General features: G+C 68.5%; 23 protein-coding genes and 1 pseudogene. 17 read left to right on the top strand and 7 right to left on the bottom strand.

The window, feature by feature from the left end; genetic code table 11:
* Nucleotide 1: 1 nt before the first annotated feature.
* Both guaA and RCH21_RS00460 read left to right on the top strand, forming a co-directional pair.
* Nucleotides 2-1,588, top strand: a complete 1,587-nt coding sequence (guaA, locus tag RCH21_RS00455) for a glutamine-hydrolyzing GMP synthase (RefSeq protein WP_326962767.1) — start codon at nucleotides 2-4, stop codon at nucleotides 1,586-1,588.
* Between the two features lie 93 nt (nucleotides 1,589-1,681).
* Entirely contained in the window at nucleotides 1,682-5,752 is a 4,071-nt protein-coding gene (locus tag RCH21_RS00460) for a DUF4011 domain-containing protein (RefSeq protein WP_442784639.1), read from the top strand.
* A gap of 98 nt (nucleotides 5,753-5,850) precedes the next feature.
* Here the strand turns inward: RCH21_RS00460 and RCH21_RS00465 are convergent, their stop codons facing one another.
* Nucleotides 5,851-6,513 carry an RcpC/CpaB family pilus assembly protein gene (locus RCH21_RS00465; RefSeq protein ID WP_326962769.1) on the bottom strand — a complete coding sequence of 221 codons (663 nt, stop codon included), beginning with the start codon at nucleotides 6,511-6,513 and terminating at the stop codon, nucleotides 5,851-5,853.
* Nucleotides 6,514-6,667: 154 nt separating this feature from the next.
* On the opposite strand from RCH21_RS00465, the gene RCH21_RS00470 reads away from it, so the two are divergent.
* Entirely contained in the window at nucleotides 6,668-6,814 is a 147-nt protein-coding gene (locus RCH21_RS00470; protein WP_326963238.1) for a hypothetical protein, read from the top strand.
* 14 nt (nucleotides 6,815-6,828) lie between these two features.
* Here RCH21_RS00470 and RCH21_RS00475 read toward each other — a convergent pair.
* Both RCH21_RS00475 and RCH21_RS00480 read right to left on the bottom strand, forming a co-directional pair.
* Nucleotides 6,829-7,095: pseudogene (locus RCH21_RS00475) on the bottom strand (FmdB family zinc ribbon protein); the annotation flags it as partial.
* Nucleotides 7,055-7,708, bottom strand: coding sequence for a 5-formyltetrahydrofolate cyclo-ligase (locus tag RCH21_RS00480; protein WP_326962770.1), 654 nt, complete (start codon nucleotides 7,706-7,708; stop codon nucleotides 7,055-7,057). The pseudogene RCH21_RS00475 and the gene RCH21_RS00480, both read right to left, overlap by 41 nt.
* 55 nt (nucleotides 7,709-7,763) lie before the next feature.
* Here RCH21_RS00480 and galU point away from each other — a divergent pair, with 55 nt between their 5' ends.
* The 4 genes from galU (at nucleotide 7,764) to RCH21_RS00500 (ending at nucleotide 11,752) form a co-directional block, all read left to right on the top strand.
* Nucleotides 7,764-8,666, top strand: coding sequence for a UTP--glucose-1-phosphate uridylyltransferase GalU (gene galU, locus RCH21_RS00485; protein WP_120149443.1), 903 nt, complete (start codon nucleotides 7,764-7,766; stop codon nucleotides 8,664-8,666).
* A gap of 6 nt (nucleotides 8,667-8,672) precedes the next feature.
* Nucleotides 8,673-9,302 (top strand): GNAT family N-acetyltransferase, encoded by a 630-nt coding sequence (locus RCH21_RS00490; protein WP_326962771.1) that lies wholly within the window; start codon nucleotides 8,673-8,675, stop codon nucleotides 9,300-9,302.
* A 93-nt stretch (nucleotides 9,303-9,395) separates the two neighbouring features.
* Nucleotides 9,396-10,382, top strand: a complete 987-nt coding sequence (locus RCH21_RS00495; RefSeq protein ID WP_326962772.1) for a hypothetical protein — start codon at nucleotides 9,396-9,398, stop codon at nucleotides 10,380-10,382.
* An 89-nt stretch (nucleotides 10,383-10,471) separates the two neighbouring features.
* Nucleotides 10,472-11,752, top strand: coding sequence for a phosphotransferase family protein (locus tag RCH21_RS00500; RefSeq protein ID WP_326962773.1), 1,281 nt, complete (start codon nucleotides 10,472-10,474; stop codon nucleotides 11,750-11,752).
* 6 nt (nucleotides 11,753-11,758) lie between these two features.
* Here the strand turns inward: RCH21_RS00500 and RCH21_RS00505 are convergent, their stop codons facing one another.
* Complete coding sequence (locus tag RCH21_RS00505) at nucleotides 11,759-12,652, bottom strand: metal-dependent hydrolase (RefSeq protein ID WP_326962774.1); 894 nt, start codon at nucleotides 12,650-12,652, stop codon at nucleotides 11,759-11,761.
* A 56-nt stretch (nucleotides 12,653-12,708) separates the two neighbouring features.
* The gene (locus RCH21_RS00510; RefSeq protein ID WP_182976992.1) at nucleotides 12,709-13,191 is read right to left on the bottom strand and encodes an Lrp/AsnC family transcriptional regulator; all 483 of its coding nucleotides are present in this window, start codon (nucleotides 13,189-13,191) and stop codon (nucleotides 12,709-12,711) included.
* A gap of 167 nt (nucleotides 13,192-13,358) precedes the next feature.
* Between RCH21_RS00510 and RCH21_RS00515 the strand changes: the two genes are divergently transcribed.
* The 8 genes from RCH21_RS00515 (at nucleotide 13,359) to RCH21_RS00550 (ending at nucleotide 21,691) form a co-directional block, all read left to right on the top strand.
* Entirely contained in the window at nucleotides 13,359-14,600 is a 1,242-nt protein-coding gene (locus RCH21_RS00515) for an MFS transporter (RefSeq protein ID WP_326962775.1), read from the top strand.
* Nucleotides 14,601-14,696: 96 nt separating this feature from the next.
* Nucleotides 14,697-15,659 carry an N-acetylglucosamine kinase gene (locus tag RCH21_RS00520; protein ID WP_326962776.1) on the top strand — a complete coding sequence of 321 codons (963 nt, stop codon included), beginning with the start codon at nucleotides 14,697-14,699 and terminating at the stop codon, nucleotides 15,657-15,659.
* Between the two features lie 290 nt (nucleotides 15,660-15,949).
* The gene (locus RCH21_RS00525; RefSeq protein WP_326963212.1) at nucleotides 15,950-17,068 is read left to right on the top strand and encodes an ABC transporter ATP-binding protein; all 1,119 of its coding nucleotides are present in this window, start codon (nucleotides 15,950-15,952) and stop codon (nucleotides 17,066-17,068) included.
* A 23-nt stretch (nucleotides 17,069-17,091) separates the two neighbouring features.
* On the top strand, nucleotides 17,092-17,778 hold the full coding sequence (locus RCH21_RS00530; protein WP_326963213.1) for an ABC transporter permease: 687 nt from the start codon (nucleotides 17,092-17,094) through the stop codon (nucleotides 17,776-17,778).
* A complete protein-coding gene (locus RCH21_RS00535) occupies nucleotides 17,778-18,530 on the top strand; it encodes an ABC transporter permease (RefSeq protein WP_120149434.1) in 753 nt (250 codons plus the stop codon). The genes RCH21_RS00530 and RCH21_RS00535 overlap by 1 nt, the downstream gene beginning before the upstream one ends.
* Complete coding sequence (locus RCH21_RS00540; RefSeq protein ID WP_326962777.1) at nucleotides 18,527-19,489, top strand: ABC transporter substrate-binding protein; 963 nt, start codon at nucleotides 18,527-18,529, stop codon at nucleotides 19,487-19,489. Before RCH21_RS00535 ends, RCH21_RS00540 begins: the two co-directional genes overlap by 4 nt.
* An 89-nt stretch (nucleotides 19,490-19,578) precedes the next feature.
* Entirely contained in the window at nucleotides 19,579-20,796 is a 1,218-nt protein-coding gene (locus RCH21_RS00545; RefSeq protein ID WP_326962778.1) for a pyridoxal phosphate-dependent aminotransferase, read from the top strand.
* Between the two features lie 40 nt (nucleotides 20,797-20,836).
* Complete coding sequence (locus RCH21_RS00550) at nucleotides 20,837-21,691, top strand: PPK2 family polyphosphate kinase (RefSeq protein ID WP_326962779.1); 855 nt, start codon at nucleotides 20,837-20,839, stop codon at nucleotides 21,689-21,691.
* Nucleotides 21,692-21,724: 33 nt separating this feature from the next.
* Here the strand turns inward: RCH21_RS00550 and RCH21_RS00555 are convergent, their stop codons facing one another.
* Nucleotides 21,725-21,961, bottom strand: a complete 237-nt coding sequence (locus RCH21_RS00555) for an exodeoxyribonuclease VII small subunit (protein ID WP_120149430.1) — start codon at nucleotides 21,959-21,961, stop codon at nucleotides 21,725-21,727.
* A 136-nt stretch (nucleotides 21,962-22,097) separates the two neighbouring features.
* Nucleotides 22,098-23,387: an exodeoxyribonuclease VII large subunit gene (gene xseA / locus RCH21_RS00560; RefSeq protein ID WP_326963214.1), complete on the bottom strand. Its 1,290-nt coding sequence runs from the start codon at nucleotides 23,385-23,387 to the stop codon at nucleotides 22,098-22,100.
* Between the two features lie 179 nt (nucleotides 23,388-23,566).
* Here xseA and RCH21_RS00565 point away from each other — a divergent pair, with 179 nt between their 5' ends.
* Nucleotides 23,567-24,457 carry a hypothetical protein gene (locus RCH21_RS00565; protein ID WP_326962780.1) on the top strand — a complete coding sequence of 297 codons (891 nt, stop codon included), beginning with the start codon at nucleotides 23,567-23,569 and terminating at the stop codon, nucleotides 24,455-24,457.
* A 45-nt stretch (nucleotides 24,458-24,502) separates the two neighbouring features.
* Nucleotides 24,503-25,600, top strand: coding sequence for a 4-hydroxy-3-methylbut-2-enyl diphosphate reductase (locus RCH21_RS00570; protein ID WP_326962781.1), 1,098 nt, complete (start codon nucleotides 24,503-24,505; stop codon nucleotides 25,598-25,600).
* Nucleotides 25,601-25,646: the final 46 nt, after the last annotated feature.

Raw genomic sequence — 25,646 nt, forward strand, 5'->3', positions numbered from 1 at the left:
GGTGACTACCCCCGACAACAGCTCCGAACACCGCCCTGTCCTCGTCGTGGACTACGGCGCGCAGTACGCCCAGCTGATTGCGCGGCGGGTACGCGAAGCCGATGTCTACTCCGAGATCGTGCCGCACACGCTGAGCACTCAGGAGATCCTCGCCAAGAACCCTTCGGCGATCATCCTGTCCGGCGGTCCCTCCAGCGTCTACGCGGAGGGAGCGCCCGCGGTGCAGGCCGATCTGTTCGACGCCGGAGTGCCGGTCCTCGGTATCTGCTACGGCTTCCAGGCCATGGCCAACGCACTCGGCGGCACCGTCGCGAAGACGGGTCTGAGGGAGTACGGGTCCACGGATATCCGCTCCGACGGCGCATCCCGCTCCATCCTCGCCGGAACCCCTGAGCACCAGAACGCCTGGATGAGCCACGGCGACAGCGTGCAGTCCGCTCCGAAGGGTTTCGACGTCCTCGCCAGCACTGCCGGCGCTCCCGTCGCCGCCTTCGCGAACGAGGAGAAGGGGCTCTACGGAGTCCAGTGGCACCCCGAGGTCAAGCACTCCCAGCACGGCCAGGCGGTCATCGAGAACTTCCTCTTCCGAGGCGCACGCCTGAACCCGAACTGGACCACGCGCAACATCCTCGAGGAGCAGGTCGAGCGCATCCGCGAGCAGATCGGTGACGCGCGGGTGATCTGCGGATTGTCCGGTGGTGTCGATTCGGCTGTTGCAGCCGCGCTCGTGCAGCGCGCGGTGGGGGAGCAGCTCACCTGCGTCTTCGTCGATCACGGGCTGCTGCGCGAGGGTGAGGCAGAGCAGGTGGAGCGCGACTTCGTCGCGGCCACGGGCGTCAGGCTGTACGTCGCCAACGAGCAGAAACGCTTCCTCGAAGCGCTCCGCGGCGTCTCCGATCCGGAGACGAAGCGCAAGATCATCGGCCGGGAGTTCATCCGCGCCTTCGAGGAAGCCGAGCGCGCCATCATGCGCGAGGCCGAGGCCGAAGGCGAGCCCATCCGGTTCCTGGTGCAGGGAACCCTCTACCCCGACGTCGTCGAGTCCGGCGGCAGCCAGGGAGCGGCTACCATCAAGAGCCACCACAACGTGGGCGGACTGCCCGAGGATCTGCAGTTCGAGCTCGTCGAGCCGCTCCGCGCGCTGTTCAAGGACGAGGTGCGTGCCGTCGGCGCCCAGCTCGGCCTGCCCGCGGAGATCGTGGGGCGCCAGCCGTTCCCCGGACCCGGACTCGGCATCCGCATCGTCGGGGACGTCACGGAGGAGCGCCTGGAACTCCTGCGCAAGGCCGACGCCATCGCGCGCGCCGAGCTCACTGCTGCCGGTCTCGACAACGAGGTCTGGCAGATGCCGGTGGTCCTGCTCGCCGATGTGCGCAGCGTAGGTGTCCAGGGTGATGGACGCACGTACGGACACCCGATCGTCCTGCGGCCCGTCTCGAGCGAGGACGCGATGACCGCCGACTGGTCGCGACTGCCGTACGACCTCCTTGCACGCATCTCCAACCGGATCACCAACGAGGTGGACGGCGTCAACCGCGTGGTGCTCGACGTGACGAGCAAGCCACCGGGAACCATCGAATGGGAGTAAGCGGACACCGGAGGAGGAGCAATCCCACTCCGGTCCGCCCGGGCCGCGTTGCTATCCGCGGGGTCCGTTCGCTTTTCGGATAGCTTGGAAGATATGCCCATCTGGTCAAGATCAGCACGTGACAATGCAGGAAAGAAGGCGGTCGTGCCGGAGCAGGACCAGCGGGACGCGGAAGGAACGCCGTCGGAACGCCAGCAGGAGGGCACTCACGGCGCCGTGGTTGGGCCTCGACCGACGCAGTCCACCGATGATTCGTCGGCCCAGGACTTCCTTCTGCCCTGGCTCGAGGGGCTCGGCCCGCAGGCCACCGGCGATACGCTGCTGCACTTCCGGCCATCCGCCGGTACGAGTATCGACCTGACGCACGCACACCCCTCCGGCCTGGCTCAGCTCCTCGCCGGACGCCGCACGCGCCTGTCGACGCTCCTTCGTGATCCCGTGCAGTACAGCGCGGCCAAGGCCGCTGCCCGTGCCCTGCGTGCCAAGATCTTCGAACTGGGCACAGAGCGCGGGATCGACGTCGGTTACCTCGCCGCCGGCACGGCGTCCTGGCGATCCGTCGATGGCTCCGGGCGCTCCGAGACGCTGAACGCTCCCGTGCTCCTGACCGCGGTCTCACTGACGGTCCATGCCTCGCAGGACGACTACGAGCTGCAGATCACCGAGCAGGCCCGCATGAATCCGGCGCTCGTGCGCCACCTGCGGAACCAGCAGGGCCTCGAGGTGGATCCGGCCGGTATCGCGCGGCTGGCCTACGGAACGGCACGCTTCGATCCCCACCCCGTCCTCGAGCGCATGCGCGCCCTGGCCGATGGCGTACGCGGCATGTCGGTGGAGCACCGTGTCCTGGTGTCCACCTTTGCCGACCTCGCCGGGGTCAAGGGCGATCCCGCCCTGCGCCCGGACCACCCGGTCCTCGCGGCCCTGATGGGAGCGGCGCGCGGTGACGCGGAAGCGGCCTCGGCCCTCACCGCATCGGCGGACGGGCTGCATTTCCCGCCGGCGGACGAGCGCGATCCCGGCAGTGAACTGCTGATCCTCGACGCCGACAGGGCGCAGCAGGACGTCCTCGACCTCGTCGATGCCGGCGTGAGCCTTGCTGTCGCAACCCCGCCCGGAACCGGTCAGACCCAGACGGCCCTCAACGTCGCGGCAAGGGCCGCGGTCGCCGGCAAGCGGGTGGTCGTCGCCGCGGAGCGCCGAGGCACCCTGAACGAGTTCGTCCAGGACCTCGATGGGCTCAACCTCGGCTCGCTCGTCCTGCAGCTGGGAAGCCAGACCGGTCCGGCGCAGCTCCGGGAGTCCGTCATCCGCGCCCTCGTGCGGAACGAGAAGGCCGTCGAGCCTCAGCTCGACTCCTTGCATTCCACCCTGACGGGGCACCGATACCAGCTCATGGAGCACGTCCGGAGCCTTCATAACGTCCGCACGCGGTGGGGCTGTTCGCCCTACCAGGCGATGCAGGCCCTGGCCGGCCTCACCGCGCTCGATCCGGCGCCGTCGACGACCGTCCGGCTCAAGCGCAGCGTGCTCGATTCGATCGCGGATCGCAAGGAGCTCACGGAACGCCTGCAGCGTGCGGCCGAACTGGGTAGCTTCAGCAAGGCCTCCACGGAGAGTCCCTGGTACGGGGCGCAGTTGCTCAACCGCAAGGAAACCGAACACGCACATGGCCTTGCCGAGCAGGTGGCCACCGAGATCCCGGATCTGCGCAGCAAGGTGCAGCGCGTCGCGGAGCACTCCCACATCACGCTCGGCGAAACCTTCAGGGAGTGGGGCGAGCAGCTCGAACTCCTCGTCGCCGTGCGGGAGAGCCTCGACAAGTTCACCCCCGACATCTTCGACCGACCGGTCACGGACCTCATCTCGGCGACGGCTCCTTCGTCGTGGCGCAAGGAGCGCGAGATCGAGATGAGTTCGATGACCCGCTCCCGGCTGCGTCGCGTGGCCAAGGAGTACATCCGGCCGGGCGTACACATCTCGGACCTCCATACCTCCCTGCTCGAGGTGCAGCAGCAGCGCACCCTGTGGACGCGCTATGCACTGACCGAACGGCACCCCTCGGTGCCCACGGGACTCGCCGAGATCCATGCGTCCTACCGTGCGGTGGAGGCCCGTCTCGAAGAGCTGACCACGATCCTCCGGCCCACGTCCGGACGGCCCGACCTCGCCTCCCTCGACCTCGATGGTCTCGAAGGAATCCTGCGGGACCTTGCAGCCGACAGGGAGACGCTCGAGACGCTGCCCGAACGGACGCTGCTCCTCGACGAGATGCGCGAGCAGGGCCTGGCCGAGCTGCTCGACGATCTCGCCGCGCGCGAGATAGCCGCCGAGCGTGTGGGATTCGAGCTCGAGCTTGCATGGTGGCAATCGGCCCTCGAGGCGATGATCAGTGGGGACGACTACCTCGCCATGTCCGACGGCGACAGTCTCCGGAAGCTCGAGGCCGAGTTCCGGCTTGCCGACAACGCGCACATCGCCGCCGGACCGGCAAGGATCCGCTGGAGCCTCGCCGAGCGGTGGCGAGCAGCGGTGGAGAGTCACCCGGAAGACGCCGGGCGCCTCCGGCAGGAGCTCAAGGACGGGACGCTGACGCTCGAGGTCTTCGCCGGTCTGCACCAGGACATCGTCGCGTCGCTCCTGCCCGTCTGGGCCGTGAGCCCGTTGACCATCAGGGGTGCGGTACCCGAGGGTCACCGCTTCGACCTCGCCGTAATCCTGGACGGCGAATCGATGTCGCTGCAGAGCGCTGTCCCTTGCGTCGCCCGGTCCGGGCAGGTCGTGGTCCTCGGGGACGATCGCCTCGCCGGGCCGACGCGCTTCAGCATCGAGGTGCAGCCGGCCGACCGGGCATCGGCACTGGAGCCCCTGCCCAGCGCTTTCGATTCCCTGCGCGATGTCCTGCCCGTCCGCGGTCTCACGCAGATCTACCGGGGTGTCGACCGCGGCCTCGACACGTACCTGAGCGAGACCTTCTACGACGGGAAGCTCTCGAGACTCCCGCAGGCCTCCGAAGTCACCGGGGAGGGCCGCGGACTCATGGTCGAATACCTGCCCAACGGCACCGGTATGCCCAGTTCGGAGCACGACGGCGTCGAGAGCGTCGCCGTCGAGGTGAACCGGGTCGTCGAACTCGTGTTCGAGCACATTCGCCACCGTCCGAGTTTCTCGCTCGCCGTCGTGACGGCGAGTCCGCGGCATGCTGCGCGCGTGGGGGAGGCAATTCGCCTGCAGATGGCGCAGTTCCCGTGGGCCGCGGACTTCTTCACCCCAGGAAGGGAGGCCTTCCGCGTGGTCCCCGTCGAGCGGGCCGGAGGGCTCGTGCGTGATGACATCATCTTCTCGCTCGGCTATGGACGGACGCCCCACGGACGCGCCCTGCACTCGTTCGGACCGCTGTCGGCGCCCGACGGACGCCGCAACTTCGTCATGGCGATGACGCGCGCACGCCGGCTGCAGCACGTGCTGACCTGCTTCGAGCCCTCGGACCTCGATCCGGAAAGGCTCACGGCGGGCGCCCTGGACTTCTTCGAGCTCCTGCAGCGTGAGCTCGGTTCGGACGGCGTGCAGCATCCGACCGCATCCAGCGGTAACGAGGACCCGCTCGTGGCGGATCTCGTGGACCGGTTGCGGTATCGCGGGGCCGACGTGTGGGACCACTACGCCGGAGTCCTCGACATCGTCGCGGTCAGACCCGCCGACATCAGTGCCGACGGCAGTGCTGCGACCGTGAACGACGAAAGGCCGGCTCCGCTGGCGATCGAATCGGATGGAACAGGTCGTTATGGGGCGATGTCCGTCCGGGAGCGCAGCCGGCTCCGCCCCCAGGTTCTCGAGCGGATGGGCTGGCGGTACATGCCGCTGTGGACCATCGAGGTCTTCACCGACCCGGACGGTTGCGCCGAGCGCGCCTCTTCGGTGATCGGTCTGCCACCCCGCGAAAGTGCCGATCAGCCGAAGACACGGAAGGACGCCGCCAGGATGCGGAAGGACGAGCAGCACCCGGGTCGCGGGATCGTCGTAGGACGTGAGGCCGAAAGTCCGGACCAGGCTTCCAGCGCACTGCCGAAGACTGCGGGCGAGGACGATGCCCGGTCGTGGGGAGACGTTGAGGACAACCAGGATGAATGGCTCAAGGAGCAGCGGCCCCCGCACTGGGGCTGACCCCGCCTCCGGATCGGCGTGGATCGCGCCCTGCGCACGGGTGTCATCGGCGAGCGGTTGTTGACCCGTGCCCGGCTCGTCCGGGTGCGCCCCGGACTTCACGGCGCCGTCAGGACAAGGTGGACGTCCCCCGAACTCGAAGATCCTGCGAGGGCGGCGGCGTCCTCCGGGCTCGCCGCGATCACCACCAGTCCGCCCTCGCCGCCGCCGGGCCAGGCGCCGGGGTCGCCCGGGTCGGTCCACAGGATGGCGACGGATTGGGCGAGGACGCTGGAGTCCGCGGCGACGTCGTAGCCGTTGCCGGTCCTCAGGATGACATCCACGAGCTGCCCGGGCGCCAGGAGTTGCACCGTCGCTGGGTCGGCGGGGCGAAGGGGCACCGCCACGGTTCCCGGCGGCGTGCCTGTCAGCAGGCTGTCGCCCACCAGGGATGTCGCCGATACCGGTGCGCCCTCCGGCAGGGGGGTGGCTACCTGCTGGCCCACCACGTCGGCAGGACTATCGGCAGCGCCGACCGCCACTGCTTGCTCGGGCAGGCGGACCACGGTGACGTCCGATTCCTGCAGGATTGTCCCGACGGCGAGGTCCCGGGTGGCGCTGACCACCGTCGTCGTCGCATAGTCGTCTCCCACGGCCGCCTCCACGGCTACCCCTGCGGCGGCACTGAAGAGCAGGGCGGCGATGAGCCTCTTGCGTCGATGGACCGTCCTGCGTAGGCGGTGTCGAAGGGGAGGACCGTGGGGTTTGCCGGTCGGGTTCATGGCTCGACCCTAGGCGGGTGCGTTCCCTCGCCCGCCGGGGGCTTCGGCTATGTGGACATCAGCGAGAGCAGCCCGTTCGATCAGCCCGTCTACCCGACGGGGTCCTCAGGACCCGGCAGCAGTCCCGCCGCCCGCCGAGGACGAAGCGCCGGCCTTGGATTTGGCGGAGCTCGACGAGGACTCGGAGGATGAACTGCTCGACGGCCCGGAGCCCGAAGCAGCAGGCGCCGAGGGGGAGGAGGAGACCGAGGACGATCCGGCGTCCGTGCTCGTCGTCGTGGCTCGTGAGTCGTTGCGGTAGAAACCCGACCCTTTGAACACCACGCCCACACTGTTGAACTTCTTGCGGAGCGTGCCGCCGCATACGGGACAGTCCTTCAGGGAATCGTCCGAGAACGACTGCTGGATGTCGAAGGCGTGGCCGCAGTCCTTGCAGGCATAGGCGTACATGGGCATGGAATTCCTCCTGGACGAGCTTCGTGGTCCCCGGATGGCACATTCCTGCGACTGTTGTTGGCACTCTCCGGGGTCGAGTGCCAGTCTACACCGGGAGATCGTCGGTTCGGAGCCGGATGAGGCCATCGGCCGTCATAACTGCATCGAGGGGCTGATCGTGCGGTTCGGCCGGTATGGCGCCCTCGGGCAGCACCTCGGACCGGTACATCATGCCGATCCGCGGCACCGCGTCCGCCCGGTTCCGCGGATGGCGTGCGAGGAACCGGTCGTAGTAGCCGCCTCCCTGGCCGATGCGCTGCCCTGAGCGGTCCACCCCGAGTGCGGGAACGAGGATCAGACGCACGCCCGACAGTTCCTCGAAGGATCGCCGGGGGCCGACGGGCTCATCCACCGGGGCGCGCACCGAACGCTGCAGTGCGACGCCGGGCGTCCAGACGGTCCAGGACAACCGGTACTGCGGCTCGCAGACGGGCAGGACGACGTCGACGCCGAGTGCGTGCAGCCGGGCCAGGAGTGGCGCGGTGTCGGGCTCAGGGTCGACCCCCAGATAGGCGGTGACGACGGCGTGCCGCGTCGCGGATCCGCCGGAGGATCCCAGCAGGCCACTGACGTACTCCGCGACCATCCCGGCCATCGCGTGCGACTGCTCGTGCCGCTCGATCGGGTCCAGCCCGGCGCGGTTCGAGCGGAGCACCGAGCGTAGGCGGGCCTTCTCCATGACATGTTCGGGCGGGGTCATACCCCCATTGTGGTCATGCGGGGGGAATACCTCACCCGTTATGTAATGTGGAGCCATGACTTTGCGATCACGCGTGACGAAGGCCGTTATCCCCGCGGCCGGCCTGGGGACCCGCTTCCTTCCTGCCACCAAGGCGATGCCGAAGGAAATGCTTCCCGTCGTGGACAAGCCCGCCATCCAGTACGTGGTCCAGGAGGCCGTCGACGCCGGTCTGTCCGATGTCCTGATGATCACGGGGCGTAACAAGCGGGCGCTCGAGGATCACTTCGACCGCGTTCCCTTCATCGAGCAGACCCTCGAGGCCAAGGGCGACCTCGACAAGCTGGCAGCCGTACGCCGCCCGTCCGAGCTCGGAGACATCCACTACCTCCGTCAGGGCGACCCCAAGGGCCTTGGTCACGCCGTCCTCCGCGCCAAGCTGCACGTCGGCAACGAACCGTTCGCCGTCCTTCTCGGCGATGACCTGATTGACGAGCGCGACCCCCTCCTGGAGACCATGATCGCGGTCCAGGCGAAGACGGGCGGCTCCGTCATCGCCCTGATCGAGGTCGATCCCCGGCAGATCAGTGCCTACGGCTGCGCCGACATCACGGGGATCGACGGTGAGGACCACGTCCGCGTGAACCAGTTGGTCGAAAAGCCCGCCGTCGAGGATGCGCCGTCGAACCTCGCAGTGATAGGTCGGTATGTGCTCCACCCCCGCGTGTTCGAGGTCCTCGAGACGACGGCGCCGGGTCGTGGTGGCGAGATCCAGCTGACCGATGCGCTGCAGACCCTTGCAGCCGCCGAGGGCGAGGGGTCAGGCGTGTACGGAGTCGTGTTCCGGGGGCGCCGCTATGACACGGGCGACAAGCTCAGCTACCTGAAGGCCGTCGTGACACTGGCATCGGAGCGTGAGGACCTCGGTCCGGACCTCCGGGCGTGGATCAAGGACTTCAGCAAGAACATCTCGGACTAGACCGCCATGTGGTCGGCACTCAGCTGGCCCGTGACCCTCAGGACCGGTTCGCTGGTCCTGAGGCCCATCCGTCACAGGGACAAGGCGGCGTGGACCGCACTGCGCCACCGCAATGCCGGCTGGCTGGCCCCCTGGGAGGCATCCAATCCCGATCCGGAGGGCTTCCTCCCGACGTACCACCAGATGGTGCGCTCCCTGACCGCCCAGGCGCGCCAGGGTTCGGCTCTCCCCTTCCTCATCACGGAACAGGACCCGGGTTCGCGGGACGCCCGGCTCGTCGGCCAGCTGACGGTGTCCGGTATCACCTGGGGTTCTGCGATGACGGCGACCCTGGGCTACTGGATCGATTCCGAGCGTGCGGGTCGCGGCCTTGCTCCGACGGCGGTGGCCCTCGTCACCGACTACTGCTTCCGCGAACTCGGCCTGCACCGTATGGAGATCAACATCCGTCCGGAGAACAGTGCCAGCCTCCGCGTGGTGGAGAAGCTGCGCTTCCGCGACGAGGGGCTGCGCCCGAGGTACCTGCACATCGCCGGACAGTGGGCTGATCACAGGAGTTTCGCGCTGACGTCCGAGGATGTTCCGCGCGGTCTCTTGGCTCCCTGGCTCGAGAGCCTGCAGCCCCGCCAGGAGTGACACGGGGGTCGAATGCCGTGAGCAGCATATTAGCTCCCGACACACCGGGAACAATGCGGGATGCCGGGCCGAAGTGCTCCTACGGTTTTGAGTGTGGTCTTCTCCCTGGATAGCTCGTTGGTGCTCGTCGCAATCGTCGGTCTCTGGCTGGTTTGGGTGGCACCCTCCGTCCTCCGGAGGACCACGCCGGACCTCGCCGGAGCCTCACACCAATCGCCCATCGCCGGGACACGCCGTTCCATGGAGAGCATGATGACAATGACCGCGCCGCAGGACGATCACGCCCGCTCGGGAAACACCCACGAACCGCACCCCGCGACGACCGACAAGGCCATAGCGCATGCCACCGGTGCATCGTGGCGGCCGGACAGCTCGGGACTGTCGATGCTGCATCGAGGTCGCATCGGTGTGGCGCTCCTGGGACTGCTCGCGCTGCTCGCACTCCCGGTGACCCTCATCCTGAGTGCGTTCGGTGTCGTCTCCCTCCTCGTCCCTCTGGTGAGCCTCGGTGTCGCCGTCGCCGCGGTTCTCTCGTTGCGCGCCATGGCCATCCGGAGTCGGCGTGCCCGGGTGGAGCGTGCCTTCGCGGAGGCCATGGCACCCGTCCGGATCGATGCTCCTGTCGAGGACTACCCTCCGGTCCACGACGTCCCGACGGCGCCTCGCCGCCCCACGACCCTTTTCGACGCCGAGGAAACTCCAGTGCGTCCCTTGACCCCCATGGAGCTGCGGACGGCCGCACTCGCCGTCGCGCACGGTTCATCGATCGTGGATGTTCGCAGCTCGGTTCCGCCCGCGCCGTCCGAGAGCGCCGGTCAGTCTGCCGGTACCACCGCGTGGGCGCCTGTCGAGGTACCGCGCCCCACCTATGTCGACGCAGCCAAGGCCGAACGCCAGGCGCCGGCTCCGCTGGACCTGCCCGAGGCTCCGAAGCCCTTGTCGAAGACGCCCATCAAGGCATCCGAGGCAGCAGCCCGGGTTGCGGCAGCGACGGAGGAGGCCGAGGCGCTCGACGGCAGTGCGGCGCCGGCGACAGGACGGATCAACCTCGATGACGTGCTGCAGCGTCGGCGCGCCTGAGCGATCGGTCGTGGCGGGGGAACCGGCACCACGGCGTGCGCCCCTAGGTATCTCCTAGGCGTCGGATGAGGGTGAGGGACGCACGCATCATGCGTGAGCAGGGCACCATCGCGCTCCTGGCCTCGGACGCTCCACGCGAGCTGCTGAGCCGGGCGCTCGGCGCCGCGGGCTGGGAGTTGGTGTCATGGCAACCGGCCTCGATCCATCACCGGCCGGGAGCCGGAGTGACCGGTGTCTTCCCGATCGAGGTACGGGCCGTGTCAGGTATGCCCGCACGCCGGCGGCCGACGGCCGGGGAACCACCTCCCAGGTACGCCTGCATCACCTCCTGCGCCCTTCAGCACCCATCCGACGGCGTCGTGGTCGTCCCCGGGTACGGCGCCGATGTCCTCTCGGTGTGGATGCATCCGAAGGATCCACTGCTGCCGGGGCTTCCCCTGGCCCTCGATCCCGAACGCGTCACGGCGTTCGCTTTCGGGCCCGGGCATGAGCCGGGGGATACCGTGCTGGACCTGCTCAGTTACCGCCCCCTGCGGCGCGCCGTCGTCCTTGCCCGCAACGGCGAGGACCACCGCTACCTGAAGGTCCTGAGGCCTGATGCCGCGGTGTCGCTGGCGGAACGCCACCGCCTCCTGGAGGCTGCCGGCGTCCCGGCGCCGGTCCTCGACGGCGATCCCGTCCAGGACGTCGTCGCGATGCGTCCGGCACGTGGAAAACCGCTCGCCGAACTCCTGATGGCCGACGGCGCGGCCGACGTCGATCCCCGTGATGTGGTGCGCGTGCTCACCTCGCTCCCGTCCGCCGTCCTCGCTCTCCCCGTCCGGCCGCCATGGTCCGCAAGGGTGCGGGACTACGGCGAGGCTGCGGTCGCGGCGCTCCCGGCCGAGGCCGACCACATCCGGCGGCTCGCTGCCGAGATCGACGACGCCGTCCGCTCGAGCGATGCCGGACCGCTCGTGCCCACGCACGGCGATTTCTACGAAGGTAACCTGCTCATCCAGGACGGAGCGGTCTCGGGACTGCTCGACGTCGATGCGCTGGGTCCGGGACATCTCGTCGACGACCTCGCCTGCTTTCTGGGACACCTGGCGGTCCTGCCCGGACTCCACGCGGGCTACAAGCACGTACCGGAGGCATTGCGGCGCTTCACCGCGGGGTTCGACCACTTCGTCGACCCTGTGGCCCTCCGGAGCCGTGCGGCAGCGGTGAGCCTGACGCTGATCGCGGGGGCCCGACGCCGGGCGGAGCACGACGGCGGAGACAACGAGGCGATCTCGCGGCTGCAGGTCGCAGAGCGTTTCCTCGCGGAGGCACGGGTACTCGGCGGGCTCGGCCGGAAGGGCATCATCCAGGGCTGGTCAGGAGCCTAGGACCGATCAGGACGGGCCGGGCACCACGACCCGCGTGTCCATCTGCAGGACCGGTGTCCCGTCGGCGTCGTCCAGTTCCAGCCGGACGGCGACGTCGATCCCGGCCAGTGACGTGAGGTGCGTTCCGCCGCAGGGGATCTCGGCGCGCTCGCCGGGGAGCTCGCAGACCCATCGGCGGCGGTCGGTCAGCCCCGGACCGTCGGCCTCGATGCTGATGGAGGCACCCGTCGCGGTCCACTCCGCGAGGGTGGCGTCGACCTCAGCAGCGATCGCGTCGGTGTCCAGATCCTCGACGACGAAGCCCTTCCGGCGGAGGGACTTGCCCAGCCGGTACCGGTCCACCGAACCGAACTCACCGATGACCGTGGTGTCGATCGCCAGCGCGTCGAAGTTCGGAGCGCCCAGGGCGTCCGGCGCCACGTCCTTCTTCCAGCGGCCCGACAGCGCGCGGTTGAGGGCCAGGGACGCGAGGTGACAGCCGGTGTGCCCGGCGGACACCGCCGCACGATGCGCTGCATCGACACGGACGACCACCTCGTCGCCCTCCGCGGGTCCGCCGTCGGGCTCGCTCCAGGAGCCCTCGATGACATGCACGACGACGAACGCCCAGCCGTCGGTGCCCTTGCGGACCGGCACCCCGGCGCCCAGGTGGAGGGTGGTGCCATCGGTGGCGCCGACCACGCAGTCCGTGACCGGCCAGGTGCGCGTGCCCGCTACGAGTACCCCGCGGTCGGGTCCCTGGTCCGGCCAGGCGGAGTCGACCGGGTGGAAAGCGGTGGTGTCGAGCAGGACCACCCGCCGGCCGTCGTCGCGCATCTCGACATGGAGTACCCGCGAGACCGCTTCCACGGCTCCTGCGGGGTAGGTGACGGTGGTGTCGGACGCGGGCAGGGTCATCATGGTCTCCTCGGGTGATGCAGCGGCGGTCTGGCGGTCCGGGTACGGGCCGTGCACGATCAGGCGTCGGCGGGCAGCTGTGCCAGCCGCTCGAGCAGCGGTTCGGTGCGGTAGGGGATGTGCTCGTGCAGTGCGAGCACCGTCTCGGTGCGGATGACGCCCTTCAGCCGGAGCACGGAGCGGAGCGCTGCCTGCAGGTTGTGGGTGTCCGTAGCGGCGACGCGGCACCACACATCACCGCGGCCGGAGATCTCGTGGACCTCGAGAACCTGGTTGAGGGTGCGCAACCCGGCGATCACGCCATCGAGCTCACGGTGCGCCACCTCGATGGTGACGAACGCGACGACGTCGTACCCGAGCGCCTCGAGGTCGAGCTCGCGTCCGCTATGGCGCAGGATCCCGGTCCGCAGCAGGCGGCGGATGCGGCTCTGCGCGGTATTGCGTGCGACGCCGAGCAGTTCCCCCAGCTCGCTCACCTGGGCGCGGGGATCACGCACCAACTCGAGCAGCAGTCGCAGGTCGAGGTTGTCCAGCTTGCTCATCAAGCGCACTTCCCGTCAGTTCTTCGTGCCTCTGTTGCGCACGGCGCTCAAAAGCAGCTCCTGTGACGCTGCAGGGCGGGCAGTCTGCTCCATCCTATAGAGGTCCGGGCGCCGCTGCGCCCGAAAGAAGCGCCTACTCTGGGCGCGTGGGTGCGAGGAGGAGTGCGATGAGCGTCATCAACGAGCTACGGATGAGACCCGGCAGTGCCGGACAGCGCAGTTGGGACGCATCCCTGGCCATCCGCCTCGCGCTCGCCGTGACCGTGATCTCCGCCCTTCTCGTCGGGGCCAACCTCGCTACCCCGATCTACCCGCTCATCCAGGCCGACCTCGGCCTGACCCCCTTCGCCATCACGGTCGCCTTCGCCTCCTACGTCCTGGCGCTGGTCGGCGGGCTCATCCTTGCCGGCCACTGGTCGGACCACATCGGGCGGCGGGCCGCCCTCGTCCTCGCCGTCCTCCTCGGACTCCTGGGAGCGGCGCTCTTCGCCGTCGCCACGTCGCTACCCATGCTGGCGGCCGGCCGCGCGCTCCAGGGCGGCGCCGTCGCCCTCGCCACCGGAGCAAGTGCCGCAGCCCTCCGCGACCTGCTCCCGTCCCGCCCCGACTGGGCCTCGCGCTTCACCCTGATGGCCTCGGCCGGGGGAGTGGCCGCGGGTCCCGTCATCGGAGGGCTCCTGTCCCTCCTGCCCGCACCGACCAGGACCCCGTTCATCGTCTACCTTCTGCTGTTGGCGGGCCTCCTGATCCCCCTGGTGCTGCTCCGCGCACGTCCCGCTATCAAGCCCGCCGCCGGGGACCGTCCGCTGGCAGCGCTCCGCCCTCGCCGCCCGGCCGTCTCACGGGAGGCGCGGCGGTCCTTCTGGACCGCGTCCCTGGTGGGGTTCCTCAGCTTCGCCGTCTTCGGCTTCACGCTGAGTCTGGCCCCCACCTGGTTCGCGGGCATAGCAGGGACGTCGTCACGGCCGCTGATCGGACTCCTCGCCGCCCTCGTCCTCGCCTCGTCCGCACTCAGCCAGCTCCTCTCTCCCCGCGGCCGGCTCGTGGTTCCGATCGGGCTTGCAGGGATGGCGGTGGGCGTCGGCCTGCTGCCCGTCGCGGCGGGGACCGGCAGCCTCCCCTTGCTCGTCGGAGCCTGCGTCCTGGCCGGTTTCGGCCAGGGCATGGCCTTCCGGGTGGTGTTCAACGAGGTGTCCATCCGGGTGGATCCCGCGCTGCACGCCCAGACGGTGAGCGCCGTGTACGTCCTCACCTACCTCGGCAGCGCCGTCCCCGTGCTGGGCCTCGGGGCCGCGGCCGGAATCTGGGGCCTCAATGCCTCCGTCACGGTCTTCGCGCTCGTGGTCGCGGGCGCCTGTGCGGTCCTCGCGTCGGCTTCGCTGGTCCTGCGCCTCCGCGCAGCCCCCTAGCACCGAAGGCGCCTCCGCGCAGCCCCCTGGCACGGAAGGGGCCTCCGCGCAGCCCGCCAGGGCGGACGGGGTCCGGGCGCTTTGTAGGCTGTAGCCATGCCCGACACTCCCGCTCCAGCCTCGCTTCCCCTGACAGGTGACAGCGGTGACGGCGGTGACGGCTCGCTGGAGGGGTCCCTGGTCGTCGGGCTGGACATCGGCGGATCCAAGACCCACGGAGCGCTGTGGCGGGACGGCGTCCTCGTCACCGAAGCCAGGGCGGGAAGCGCCAACGTCCAGAACGTGACCCCGGAAGACGCCGTGCAGAGCCTCGCCGAGCTCTTCCACGAGCTCCTTCCCGATGGGCAGGCGGATGTTACGCGCGTCGTCGCCGGTTCCGGGGGAGTGGACACCGCGGCCGACGCCGACCGGCTGCGAGCGCTGATCGCACCGCACGCGCACGGAGCCCCCATCGACGTCGTGCATGACACACGGCTCATCCTCGCGGCTGGAGGGGCCCGCACGGGCGTCGCTGTCATCGCAGGCACCGGCTCGGTCGCCTGGGGCGTCGCGGCGGACGGCCGGGAAGCGCGCTCGGGTGGCTGGGGCTACCTGCTCGGCGACGAGGGTAGCGGCTACTGGGTGGCACGTGAGGCGGTGCGTCGCGCGCTGCACCGTCACGACATCGGGCAGCTGCCCGACGATCTCGACTCCGCCGTCCTCGCCCTCAACCGCGTCTCCACGCCGACCGAGCTGATCGGACTCTTCCACTCGGGCGCGGGACGCACCTACTGGGCCGCCCAGTCCCGTGCCGTGTTCGACGCGGTGCGGAACGGGCACCAGGAGGCCATCGGCATCATCGAGCGGGCAGCAACCGACCTCACACGCCTCGTGCTCGACGTCGTCGGCGTCGTCGGCCTCCCCGGTCCGGTGGTCGTCGGAGGTGGTCTCGCGATGAACCAGCCGGATCTTCAGGCGCGGCTGAGGGCGCGGCTGGGAAACGAGGGCATCACCGACGTCGTGTTCCTCGAGCAGGACCCCGTGAGGGGTGTCCGCTTCCTCGTGGCGGGTGGGACGTAGACCGCCGGCCGAGGCTCGACCAGGTCGCGGATCCCTCCGGCAGGGGGTCCTGCGACCGAATTGATGTATCCGTGACCCATATGCTGCCCTGTCCGCTTCGAAGTTCTGGTTAGACTCAGAACTTCCGACAGCTTGGACTGACCGCTGTGCGCCCCGCCCAGCAGACAACCAGACGGCACGCCGGAATCGCACCTCGTGCGGACCCGCGGGCGCAGCCCGGCCGAGAAGCTCCTGCCCGGAAAGGCACAGCTGCCATGACATCGCTACAGCGCTCCCCCAGCGGGCTCCCGATGATCCAGTTCCGCCGGGTCACCAAGACCTACGACGGCGGACGCCCCGCGGTCGATGAGCTGACCATGGACATCGACCGCGGAAAGATCACCGTCCTCGTCGGCCCGTCCGGCTGCGGCAAGACCACCTCCCTGCGGATGATCAACCGGATGGTGGAGCCGACGTCGGGCACCATCCTCCTCGACGGTCAGGACGTGTCGCGGCAGAAGGCCGCGGACCTCCGCCGCTCCATGGGCTACGTCATGCAATCCTCCGGACTCATGCCACACCGCTCCGTGATCGACAACATCGCCACCGTCCCGAGGCTCAACGGGGTGAAGAAAGACGAGGCCCGCAGGCGCGCGCAGGAACTGCTCGACGTCGTCGGCCTCGCCCCGGAACTGGGCCGCCGCTACCCCGGGCAGCTCTCGGGGGGCCAGCAGCAGCGCGTCGGCGTGGCGCGGGCCCTTGCAGCGGACCCTCCCGTCCTCCTGATGGACGAGCCGTTCAGCGCCGTGGATCCCGTGGTCCGTGCCGAGTTGCAGGAGGAACTGCTGCGCCTGCAGCGGGACCTCGCCAAGACCATCGTCTTCGTCACCCACGACATCGATGAGGCGACGATCCTCGGCGACAAGGTCGCCGTCTTCGCCGTCGGTGGTCGCCTCGCACAGTTCGCCGCCCCGGAGGAGATCCTCCGGGCGCCCGTGGACGACTTCGTCGCAGGCTTCGTGGGGCGCGACCGCGGATTCCGCCACCTCTCCTTCCAGGAGGGGAACCACATCACCATCCACCCCGTGGAAACCATCGAGGAGGACCGGCTGGCCGACCCCACGGTGTCGGTCCGCTCTCCCTGGACGCTGCTCGTCGACGCTGACGGACGACCGCACGGCTGGGTGCCGCAGGCTATGCGCGGCAGCATCACGAAGCAGGCCGAAGCGGTGCCGGGCGGGTCCCTCTACACGCGGGGCGACACGCTCCGGCGCGCGCTCGATGCAGCGCTGTCCTCCCCCTCCGGACTCGGCGTGACGGTCGACGACGATGGACGCGCACTGGGCGTCGTTCGTGCAGCCGAGGTCTTCGACCTCATCGAATCAGCACGGCTGGACCGCGGCCGCGCAGACCACAACACGGCGGTCTAGGCGTGGACTCGATCCAGGGCATCATCGACTACGTCCCCGCGAACGCGGCGCTCCTCCGCGAGCTCACCGGCAACCACCTCGTCCAGTCGATCCTCCCGATCGTGTTCGGCGTCCTCATCGCCGTCCCCCTCGCCCAGGTCGCGCGCCTCAACCGGTCCGCCGGGGCGGTTCTGCTGACGGTGTCGTCGCTGCTCTACACGATCCCCTCCCTGGCCATGTTCGTCTTCCTCCCACTGGTGCTCGGAACAAGCATCCTCAGCATGGTCAACGTCGTCGTCGCCCTGACGATCTACGCCGTCGCCCTGCTGATGCGGTCGACCGTCGACGCGCTGAACTCGATCGACGACGGCGTCCGCCAGGCTGCCGTCGCGATGGGCTACACGCCCCTGCGCCGTTTCCTCACCGTCGACCTGCCGCTGTCCATACCGGTGCTCATCGCGGGCATCCGGGTCATCTCGGTCACGAACATCTCGATGGTCAGCGTCGGCGCGCTGATCGGGGTACCTAGCCTCGGCCGGCTCTTCACCGACGGGCTGACGCGCAACTACCCGGAGCAGATCGCCGTCGGGATCCTTGCGACGCTGCTGCTCGCCCTGCTGCTCGACCTCGTCCTCGTCGTCCTCGAGCGCCTCCTGACGCCGTGGACCCGGGCGACGCCGGTGCGCACCGCACGGACCGCTGCCCCCGACGTGCGGACGGTGGCTGCCTGATGGACTACTCCAGCAACAACCTGTTCGTCCAGATGGGCGAGTGGCTGTCCGATCCCGTCAACTGGAGCGGACCGCGCGGCATACCGATGCGGATCCTGGAACATCTCGGCTACGTCGGTCTGACCATGCTCATCGCCATGGCGATCGCCATTCCCCTCGGGATGTTCGTCGGACACACCGGACGGGGACGGGTACTCATCGTGTCGGGCCTCGGCATCCTCCGCGCCCTCCCGACCCTCGGCATGGTCTTCCTCTTCGCCCTGCTTTTCTCCCGCGGAGTGCTGCCCTCGGTCTGGGCACTGGTGCTGCTCGCGGTGCCGCCCGTGCTCAGCGGCGTCTATGCGGGCATCTCCTCCGTCAACCGCACGGTGGTCGATGCGGCGCGCAGCATGGGGCTCACCGAGTGGCAGATCCTCCTCCGGGTGGAAGTGCCCAACGGACTGCAGGTCATGATCGGTGGTGTGCGGGCCGGCATCCTGCAGGTCGTCGCGACCGCCACCGTGGTTGCCTACGCCAAGGCGGACGGGCTGGGCGTGTTCCTCGTGGAGGGCACGCAGATCAACGACAACGGTCGGCTGTTCGGCGGCGCCGTCGTGATCGCGGTCCTGGCTGTCGCCGTCGACGGGCTGATGGCGCTGATCCAAAAGTTTGCGATCCCTGCGGGACTGCGTGCCACGCGGCCGGGTGCGGGATCACTGAAGGAATCTGGCCGGCAAGAGGCCGTTGCCAGTGCACAAGGAGGAACAACATGAAGAACCTGTCACAACCGCGCGCCGCTCGGCGCGCCATGATGGGACTGGCCGGCGGCCTGACGGCCGTGCTGGCGTTGACTGCCTGCGGTGCCAACAGCGACCCTCAGGGGGAAACGGAGAGCACCGGGCCCACTGGGTCCATCGTTGTCGGTTCAGCTGATTTCCCGGAGAGCCAGATCATTGCCGAGATCTACGCAGGCGCGCTCAATGCCGCCGGCGTGGAAGCCACGACGAAACCGAACATCGGCTCGCGTGAGATCTACTACCAGGCCATGGAGGACGGCTCCATCAACGTCATCCCCGAGTACAGCGGCAATCTCCTGCTCCTGGCGGATCCGGCCGCGACGGCTGCCTCCGCCGAAGAGATCCTGGCGGCCCTGCCCGATGCGCTTGCAGCCAAGTCCCCGGATGCGAACCTCGGTGTCCTCGAGCCGAGCGAGGCCGAGGACAAGGATGCGCTCGTCGTCACTGCTGCGACCGCGGAGAAATACGGCCTCACGTCGATCGCCGACCTCGCCGAAGTATGCGGCGAGATCACGATCGGTGCGCCGAGCACGTTCCAGGAGCGCGCCTACGGCCTGCCCGGACTCAAGGAGAAGTACAACTGCGAGCCCGGCGGCTTCGAGGCCCTCAACGACGGCGGTGGAGAGTTGACGCTCCAGGCCCTGCTCAACGACGACGTGCAGGTCGCTGACATCTACACGACGACGCCGTCCATCGCGGACAACGACCTGGTGGTCCTCGAGGATCCCGAGAACAACTTCATCGCCCAGCAGGTGCTGCCGCTCATTAACATGGACACCGTGGGCGATGAGGCGCAGAACGTCCTCAACGAGGTGTCGGCGCAGCTGACCACCGAGGATCTGCTCTCGCTGAACCGCGAGGTCAGCGGTGACGAGAAGCGCAACCCTGCAGACGCAGCCGCAGACTGGCTGGCCGAGAAGGGACTGGCAGGCTAGTCCTGCACAACCCCGAAGCATCCAGCAGGGGCCCGGTGCACGGCATTGCTATGCCGCGTGCCGGGCCCCTGCTGTGGCATCCTGATCCAATGGCCACCTACAAACAGTCGGATAAGCTCCGTAACGTCCTCTACGACATCAGGGGACCGTTGCTCGAACACGCCATGACCATGGAGGCCCAGGGCCACCGGATCCTCAAGCTCAACATCGGCAACCCGGCGCCCTTCGGCTTCGAGGCCCCCGAGGCAATCCTCGTGGACATGATCCGCAACCTGCCCAAATCCCAGGGCTACAGCGATTCCCGTGGCATCTTCTCGGCGCGCACCGCCGTCGTGCAGTACTACCAGAGCCGGGGCATCAAATCGATCGACGTCGACGACGTCTACCTCGGCAACGGGGTCAGTGAACTCATCACGCTCTCGATGCAGGCCCTGCTCAATGCGGGCGACGAGATCCTGATCCCCACTCCCGACTACCCGCTGTGGACGGCATCCGTGGCGCTGGCCAGCGGCACCCCCGTCCACTACCTGTGCGACGAGGACAACCACTGGTGGCCGGACCTCGAGGACATGGCCTCGAAGATCACGCCGAACACCAAGGGCATCGTCCTCATCAATCCCAACAACCCGACCGGATCGGTGTACCCGAAGCCCATCCTCGAGGGCATCGTCCGCCTGGCCCGCGAGCACGGCTTGATCCTGTTCGCCGACGAGATCTACGAGAAGATCCTGTACGACGACGCAGTGCACATCAACGCGGCATCGGTAACCGGGGAGGACGTCCTGTGCCTCACGTTCAGCGGGCTGTCGAAGGCCTACCGGATCGCCGGCTTCCGCAGTGGCTGGATGGCCATCTCCGGACCGAAGCGCGACGCCGCGAACTACATCGAGGGCATCAACCTGCTCGCCAACATGCGCCTGTGCGCGAATGTCCCCGCGCAGCACGCCATCCAGACGGCGCTCGGCGGATACCAGAGCATCAACGACCTGATCCTGCCCGGCGGCCGCCTGAAACAGCAACGTGACAAGGCAGCGCAGATGCTGAACGCGATCGACGGCGTGAGCTGCGAGGTGGCGCAGGGCGCGCTGTACCTGTTCCCCAGGCTCGATCCCGAGGTGTACCCCATCAAGGACGACGAGAAGTTCGCCCTCGACCTCCTCAAGCAGCAGAAGATCCTGATCTCCCATGGCAGCGCATTCAACTGGATCAACACGGACCATTTCCGCATGGTGACGCTGCCGAGCGTCGAGGTCATCGAGGATGCAATCAATCGGCTGGCCGACTTCCTGTCCACCTACAAGCCCTGAGCATCGCACCACGATGACACCGACCTCACCAGGAGGAATCATGGCCACGACGACCGACAGCACGGCAGAGATACGCCGTCTCCTGATGGCAGGGCCGGACTTCACCCTGGCCGCCGTCGATCCGCGGTCCACTCCGGGCTTCGACGGCGGGAAGAGCAAGGGTACGGCGGCACTCGCCGCCGGCGCGAAGGCACTATCGGGGCTGCAGGAGAAACTGTTCGCCGAGAGCCGGTCCGGAAGCGGCATCTCGGTCCTCCTCGTCCTGCAGGGAATGGACACCTCCGGCAAGGGCGGGATCGTCCGCCACGTCGTCGGGCTGGTGGACCCGCAAGGTGTGCAGCACCATGCGTTCAAGGCGCCCACCGAGGAGGAGCGGAACCACGATTTCCTCTGGCGTATCCGCCGTGAGCTCCCCACGCCGGGAATGATCGGCGTCTTCGACCGCTCGCACTACGAGGATGTCCTGGTCCAGCGGGTCCGCGGCCTCTCCTCTGCCGACGAGGTCGAGGAGCGGTACGGCGCTATCCGGACGTTCGAGAACGAGGTGGCAGCGTCGGGCACGCGGTTGCTCAAGGTCATGCTGCATATCGGCAAGGACGAGCAGAAAACCCGGCTCGCGGAGCGGCTCGAGCGGAACGACAAGTATTGGAAGTACAACCCCGGGGACGTCGACGAGCGCGGGTACTGGGAGCAGTACCAGGAGGCGTACCAGCTCGCGGTCGAGCGGACGAGCACGCCCGACACCCCGTGGTACGTCGTTCCGGCTGACCGTAAGTGGTACGCCCGGCTCGCCGTCCAGCACCTGCTCACCGGGACGCTCGAGGACATGCAGTTGAGCTGGCCGCGTGCGACGTTCGACGTCGAGACGGAGAAGCAACGGCTGCAGGCCTCGTAACGGCTTGGAGGGTGTAGCGCGTCGGGAGGGGGGCTACTGGCCCTCGGCCTTGTCCCGGGCGGCTGCAAGCCGCGCTTTGGCGCCTTCGAGCCAGGCTTCGCAGCGATCCGCCAGGGCTTCGCCGCGCTCCCACAGCGCCAGGGATTCCTCGAGGCTCACGCCTCCCGCTTCGAGGCGAGAGACGACGGCGACAAGCTCCTCGCGGGCCTGCTCGTAGGACAGTGTGTCTACTCCGGCCGGCTGGGGCTCCGGCGGGGTGCTGGCGGTCATGGCATGTTCCTTAGCTGCTCGATGGTCCGTCTCCGGACCCCTTTTGACTTCTCATCTGGTGCGTGGCCGACGCCGACGCCGACGCCGGCCTCCGGTCCGGGGCGGGACCGGACCGAGGTACGAGCGACGGCATGGTTCATGATGCTGCGCCCGGCACCGGTTCGTCCTCGGCAACCACTCCGAACTGACCTCCTGCAACCCGCACCCGCAGGGCTCCACCGGCCTCCACCTCGGATGGGTCCCGGACCACGTGCCCGTCCGGCGTCTGGACGACGGCGTAGCCGCGGTCGAGTGTCTTCTGGGGTGACAGGGACCGGACGCGCTCCCGGAGATGGAGGACGGCATCAGCCTCCCGATCCACGGCGGCGGAAGTGGATCTTCGTGCCCTCGAACGCAGTCGTTCGACGTCGGCTTCCCGCACGTCGATCATGCCCTCCGGTCTGGCGAGGGAAGGGCGCGAGCGCAGATTCGCCAAACTCTCACTCTCGCGGTGCACCAGCACCCGGATCGACCGCTCCAGCGCAGCGCGCGCCTGGGCGATCCGCCCCAGTTCCTCGCTGACGTCCGGCACCACGCGCTTGGCCGCGTCGGTCGGGGTCGACGCACGGAGGTCGGCGACCTCATCGAGCAGTGGCCGGTCGGCCTCGTGGCCGATGGCGCTGACGACGGGAGTAGCAGCTCTCGCCACGGCACGTACCAGGGACTCGTCGCTGAAGGGCAGGAGGTCCTCGAGGGCTCCACCGCCCCGAGCGATGATGATGACGTCGACGAGCGGATGTGCGTCCAGCTCGGCCAGGGCTGCGGACACCTGCGCCACGCTGCTGACACCCTGGACGGCAACCTCCCGCACTTCGAACTCGACCGCCGGCCACCGAAGTGCGGCATTGCGCATCACGTCCTTCATCGCGTCCGAATTACGGCCGGTGATGAGTCCGATCCGATGCGGGAGGAGCGGTAGCGGCTTCTTGCGTGCAGCCGAGAAGAGACCTTCGGCTGCCAGCGCCTGCCGCAGGCGTTCGATGCGGGCGAGGAGGTCACCGATACCGACCGGTCGGATGTCGATCGTCTGCATCGAGAGCCGACCCGTCTTGATCCAGAAATCGGGCTTGAGGCGGGCCACGACCCGCGAGCCGCGCTCCAGGGGTGAGGACACGCGGTCCATCACGGTCCCATAGACGGACAGGGAGAGGGACACCTCCGAGTCGACGTCGCGCAGGGTGATGTAGCACATGCTCGAGCGGCGATTCAGTTCGATCACCTGACCTTCGACCCAGGCGGCCGGAGCCCGCTCGATATGGGCTTTCAGCTTCTCCGACAGGAGGTGCAGCGGCCAGGGCGAGTCAGGGGACGTCTCGGCCGCCGTCGCCGGGACAGTGGACGCCGGCCGCGCTTCGTCAGCAGGCGCTCGCAATCCCTCGCTCGTCATCAGTGTCCTGTCCTCGGGCCTGTCGGTGGTGCTGCCTCCGCGTCGGAGGACTGCACTGTTCATCTGTACCATCCCCGACCCCCAGGGGTCGTCATGGTCACGGGCATGTGCGTTTCGAGGGTACCCGCCACCGCCCGGCGTGCTGTGCCGACTGCGGGCGGAACGGGCATAATCGGACGTTGTACCTCAAGTTTAAGGACTTCATGCGGACCTTCCTCTCTGCCCTCCTGGCTCTCCTGTCGCTCGTGGTCACTGCCGGAGGTCTCCCGTCGGCGTGGATCGACGGAAACCTCGTGCAGGAGTCGGGGTTCGTGGCGCTGGCGGCTCCACTGGCGGACGACGCCGATTTCCAGGCGGCGCTCTCGGACTCGCTGGTGAAGGAAGTCACAGGGAACACGGGGCTTCCCGAGCAGCTCGACTCCTTCGTGGAGCCGCTCATTCGCGATGCCGCAGGAGCGGTCATGGGATCACCCGGCTATTCCACGGCGTGGACGGAGACCCTCCGCCTGTCCCACGCGTTCACCTTCGCCCGGGCACCCGAGCCTGCGGAGTCCGCGCCGGCTGTCCTGACCCTGGATATCGGCCCGGTGGTACGCCTCGTGGCGGAGAGCCTCGGGGGAGGCCTCGGCCTCGACATCCCGCTTCCGTCGGACACCACGATCGATATCGGATCCATCGAGCGTGGAGGTGTGCTTAGCGGTGTCGCCGAGGCGGTGCAGGCCTGGAAGCTGTACCTTGCCGGTGCGGGGATCCTGGCGCTGCTGGCGCTCGTGATCGCACGGCGGCGTGGCACCACTCTCGCGTTGCTCGGGCTCGGGGTCGCGGGGATCGGAGTGGTGGGACTGCTGGCTCGGATCTGGGTGCCGGGAACCGCGGCACGTGCCCCGGGGAGCGGGACAAGTGCCATCGCTGACGTCTTCGTCACCGGTCTCGCTGAGCGGGCCGGTGCGGACCTCGCCGCTTCCAGCATGCCGGTGGTCGTCGGGGGAGTCCTCGCGCTCATAATCGGCGTCGTCGGGCAGTTGGCCTTCGGGCGCAGGCGTCGGGCTCAGCCCACAGCGCAGCCGTAGGGGGGGTCAGCCTGTCGCCGGGCATCGACCCGGTAGAATCGCCGTATGACCAGCACCACCGTTCAGGTCCCCATGCCCACCATCCCGCGCAGGCGCCGCTCCCCGGGTGACGTCCTTGCAGCCGCACCGGTGGCAGGGGAGAAGAAGGTGCTGCTCGCGGCGCCCCGGGGTTATTGCGCGGGCGTGGACCGCGCCGTCATCGCTGTCGAAAAAGCCCTGGAGCACTACGGCCCCCCGGTGTACGTACGTAAGCAGATTGTGCACAACCTGCACGTCGTGGCGACGCTCGAGGCGAAGGGTGCCATTTTCGTCGACGAGACGGACCAGGTCCCCGAGGGTGCGCTCGTCGTCTTCTCCGCTCACGGAGTCTCGCCCGCCGTCGTCAAGTCCGCGGAGGACCGCGGCCTTCGCACCATCGACGCCACCTGCCCCCTCGTGACCAAGGTGCACAAGGAGGCCCAGCGCTTCGCCCGCGATGATTTCGACATCCTCCTGATCGGTCATGAGGGTCATGAGGAAGTGGAGGGCACCGCAGGGGAAGCACCGGACCACATCCAGATCGTGAACGGACCGGAGGACGTGGACAAGGTCCAAGTGCGTGATCCCGATCGGCTCATCTGGCTCTCGCAGACCACGCTCAGCGTCGATGAGACCATGCTGACGGTGAACCTGCTCAGGGAACGTTTCCCCACGCTTCAGGATCCGCCGAGTGATGATATCTGCTATGCGACCTCGAACCGCCAGGCGGCCATCAAGAAGATCGCACCGCAGACGGATCTCGTGATCGTGGTGGGGTCCGCCAATTCGTCCAACTCCATCCGCCTCGTGGAGGTCGCGCTCGAATACGGCGCGAAGGCGTCGTACCGGGTCGATTTCGCCAACGAGGTCGACGAATCCTGGTTCGAGGGCGTGACGACCGTAGGCGTCTCCTCCGGTGCTTCCGTTCCCGAGAACCTCGTGCAGGACGTGCTGCGGCTGCTCGCGGAGTACGGCTACGGCGACGTCGAGGAAGTCGTGACGGCCGAGGAGGACATCATCTTCTCGCTGCCCAAGGAAATCCGTGCCGCACTGAAGGCGATGGGAGATCCGTCCAAGGGCCGCGGCGGACGTGGCCAACGGCAGGACCGTACCTCGCTCAACTGAATCACACCTCGCTCAGCCGACCGGAACGGCGGCTCTTCCTCTGGGA

This window comes from Arthrobacter sp. PL16 (assembly GCF_035985055.1).
Classification (GTDB): domain Bacteria; phylum Actinomycetota; class Actinomycetes; order Actinomycetales; family Micrococcaceae; genus Arthrobacter_D; species Arthrobacter_D cheniae.

What these genes read in the sequence shown, in the direction of transcription:
- RCH21_RS00460 (WP_442784639.1), top strand. Translation starts at nt 1,682, where the DNA reads ATGCCCATCTGGTCAAGATCAGCACGTGACAATGCAGGAAAGAAGGCG.
- RCH21_RS00465 (WP_326962769.1), bottom strand. Translation starts at nt 6,513, where the DNA reads ATGAACCCGACCGGCAAACCCCACGGTCCTCCCCTTCGACACCGCCTA.
- RCH21_RS00480 (WP_326962770.1), bottom strand. Translation starts at nt 7,708, where the DNA reads ATGACCCCGCCCGAACATGTCATGGAGAAGGCCCGCCTACGCTCGGTG.
- galU (WP_120149443.1), top strand. Translation starts at nt 7,764, where the DNA reads ATGACTTTGCGATCACGCGTGACGAAGGCCGTTATCCCCGCGGCCGGC.
- RCH21_RS00490 (WP_326962771.1), top strand. Translation starts at nt 8,673, where the DNA reads ATGTGGTCGGCACTCAGCTGGCCCGTGACCCTCAGGACCGGTTCGCTG.
- RCH21_RS00500 (WP_326962773.1), top strand. Translation starts at nt 10,472, where the DNA reads ATGCGTGAGCAGGGCACCATCGCGCTCCTGGCCTCGGACGCTCCACGC.
- RCH21_RS00505 (WP_326962774.1), bottom strand. Translation starts at nt 12,652, where the DNA reads ATGATGACCCTGCCCGCGTCCGACACCACCGTCACCTACCCCGCAGGA.
- RCH21_RS00510 (WP_182976992.1), bottom strand. Translation starts at nt 13,191, where the DNA reads ATGAGCAAGCTGGACAACCTCGACCTGCGACTGCTGCTCGAGTTGGTG.
- RCH21_RS00515 (WP_326962775.1), top strand. Translation starts at nt 13,359, where the DNA reads ATGAGCGTCATCAACGAGCTACGGATGAGACCCGGCAGTGCCGGACAG.
- RCH21_RS00520 (WP_326962776.1), top strand. Translation starts at nt 14,697, where the DNA reads ATGCCCGACACTCCCGCTCCAGCCTCGCTTCCCCTGACAGGTGACAGC.
- RCH21_RS00525 (WP_326963212.1), top strand. Translation starts at nt 15,950, where the DNA reads ATGATCCAGTTCCGCCGGGTCACCAAGACCTACGACGGCGGACGCCCC.
- RCH21_RS00535 (WP_120149434.1), top strand. Translation starts at nt 17,778, where the DNA reads ATGGACTACTCCAGCAACAACCTGTTCGTCCAGATGGGCGAGTGGCTG.
- RCH21_RS00540 (WP_326962777.1), top strand. Translation starts at nt 18,527, where the DNA reads ATGAAGAACCTGTCACAACCGCGCGCCGCTCGGCGCGCCATGATGGGA.
- RCH21_RS00545 (WP_326962778.1), top strand. Translation starts at nt 19,579, where the DNA reads ATGGCCACCTACAAACAGTCGGATAAGCTCCGTAACGTCCTCTACGAC.
- RCH21_RS00550 (WP_326962779.1), top strand. Translation starts at nt 20,837, where the DNA reads ATGGCCACGACGACCGACAGCACGGCAGAGATACGCCGTCTCCTGATG.
- RCH21_RS00555 (WP_120149430.1), bottom strand. Translation starts at nt 21,961, where the DNA reads ATGACCGCCAGCACCCCGCCGGAGCCCCAGCCGGCCGGAGTAGACACA.
- xseA (WP_326963214.1), bottom strand. Translation starts at nt 23,387, where the DNA reads ATGACGAGCGAGGGATTGCGAGCGCCTGCTGACGAAGCGCGGCCGGCG.
- RCH21_RS00570 (WP_326962781.1), top strand. Translation starts at nt 24,503, where the DNA reads ATGACCAGCACCACCGTTCAGGTCCCCATGCCCACCATCCCGCGCAGG.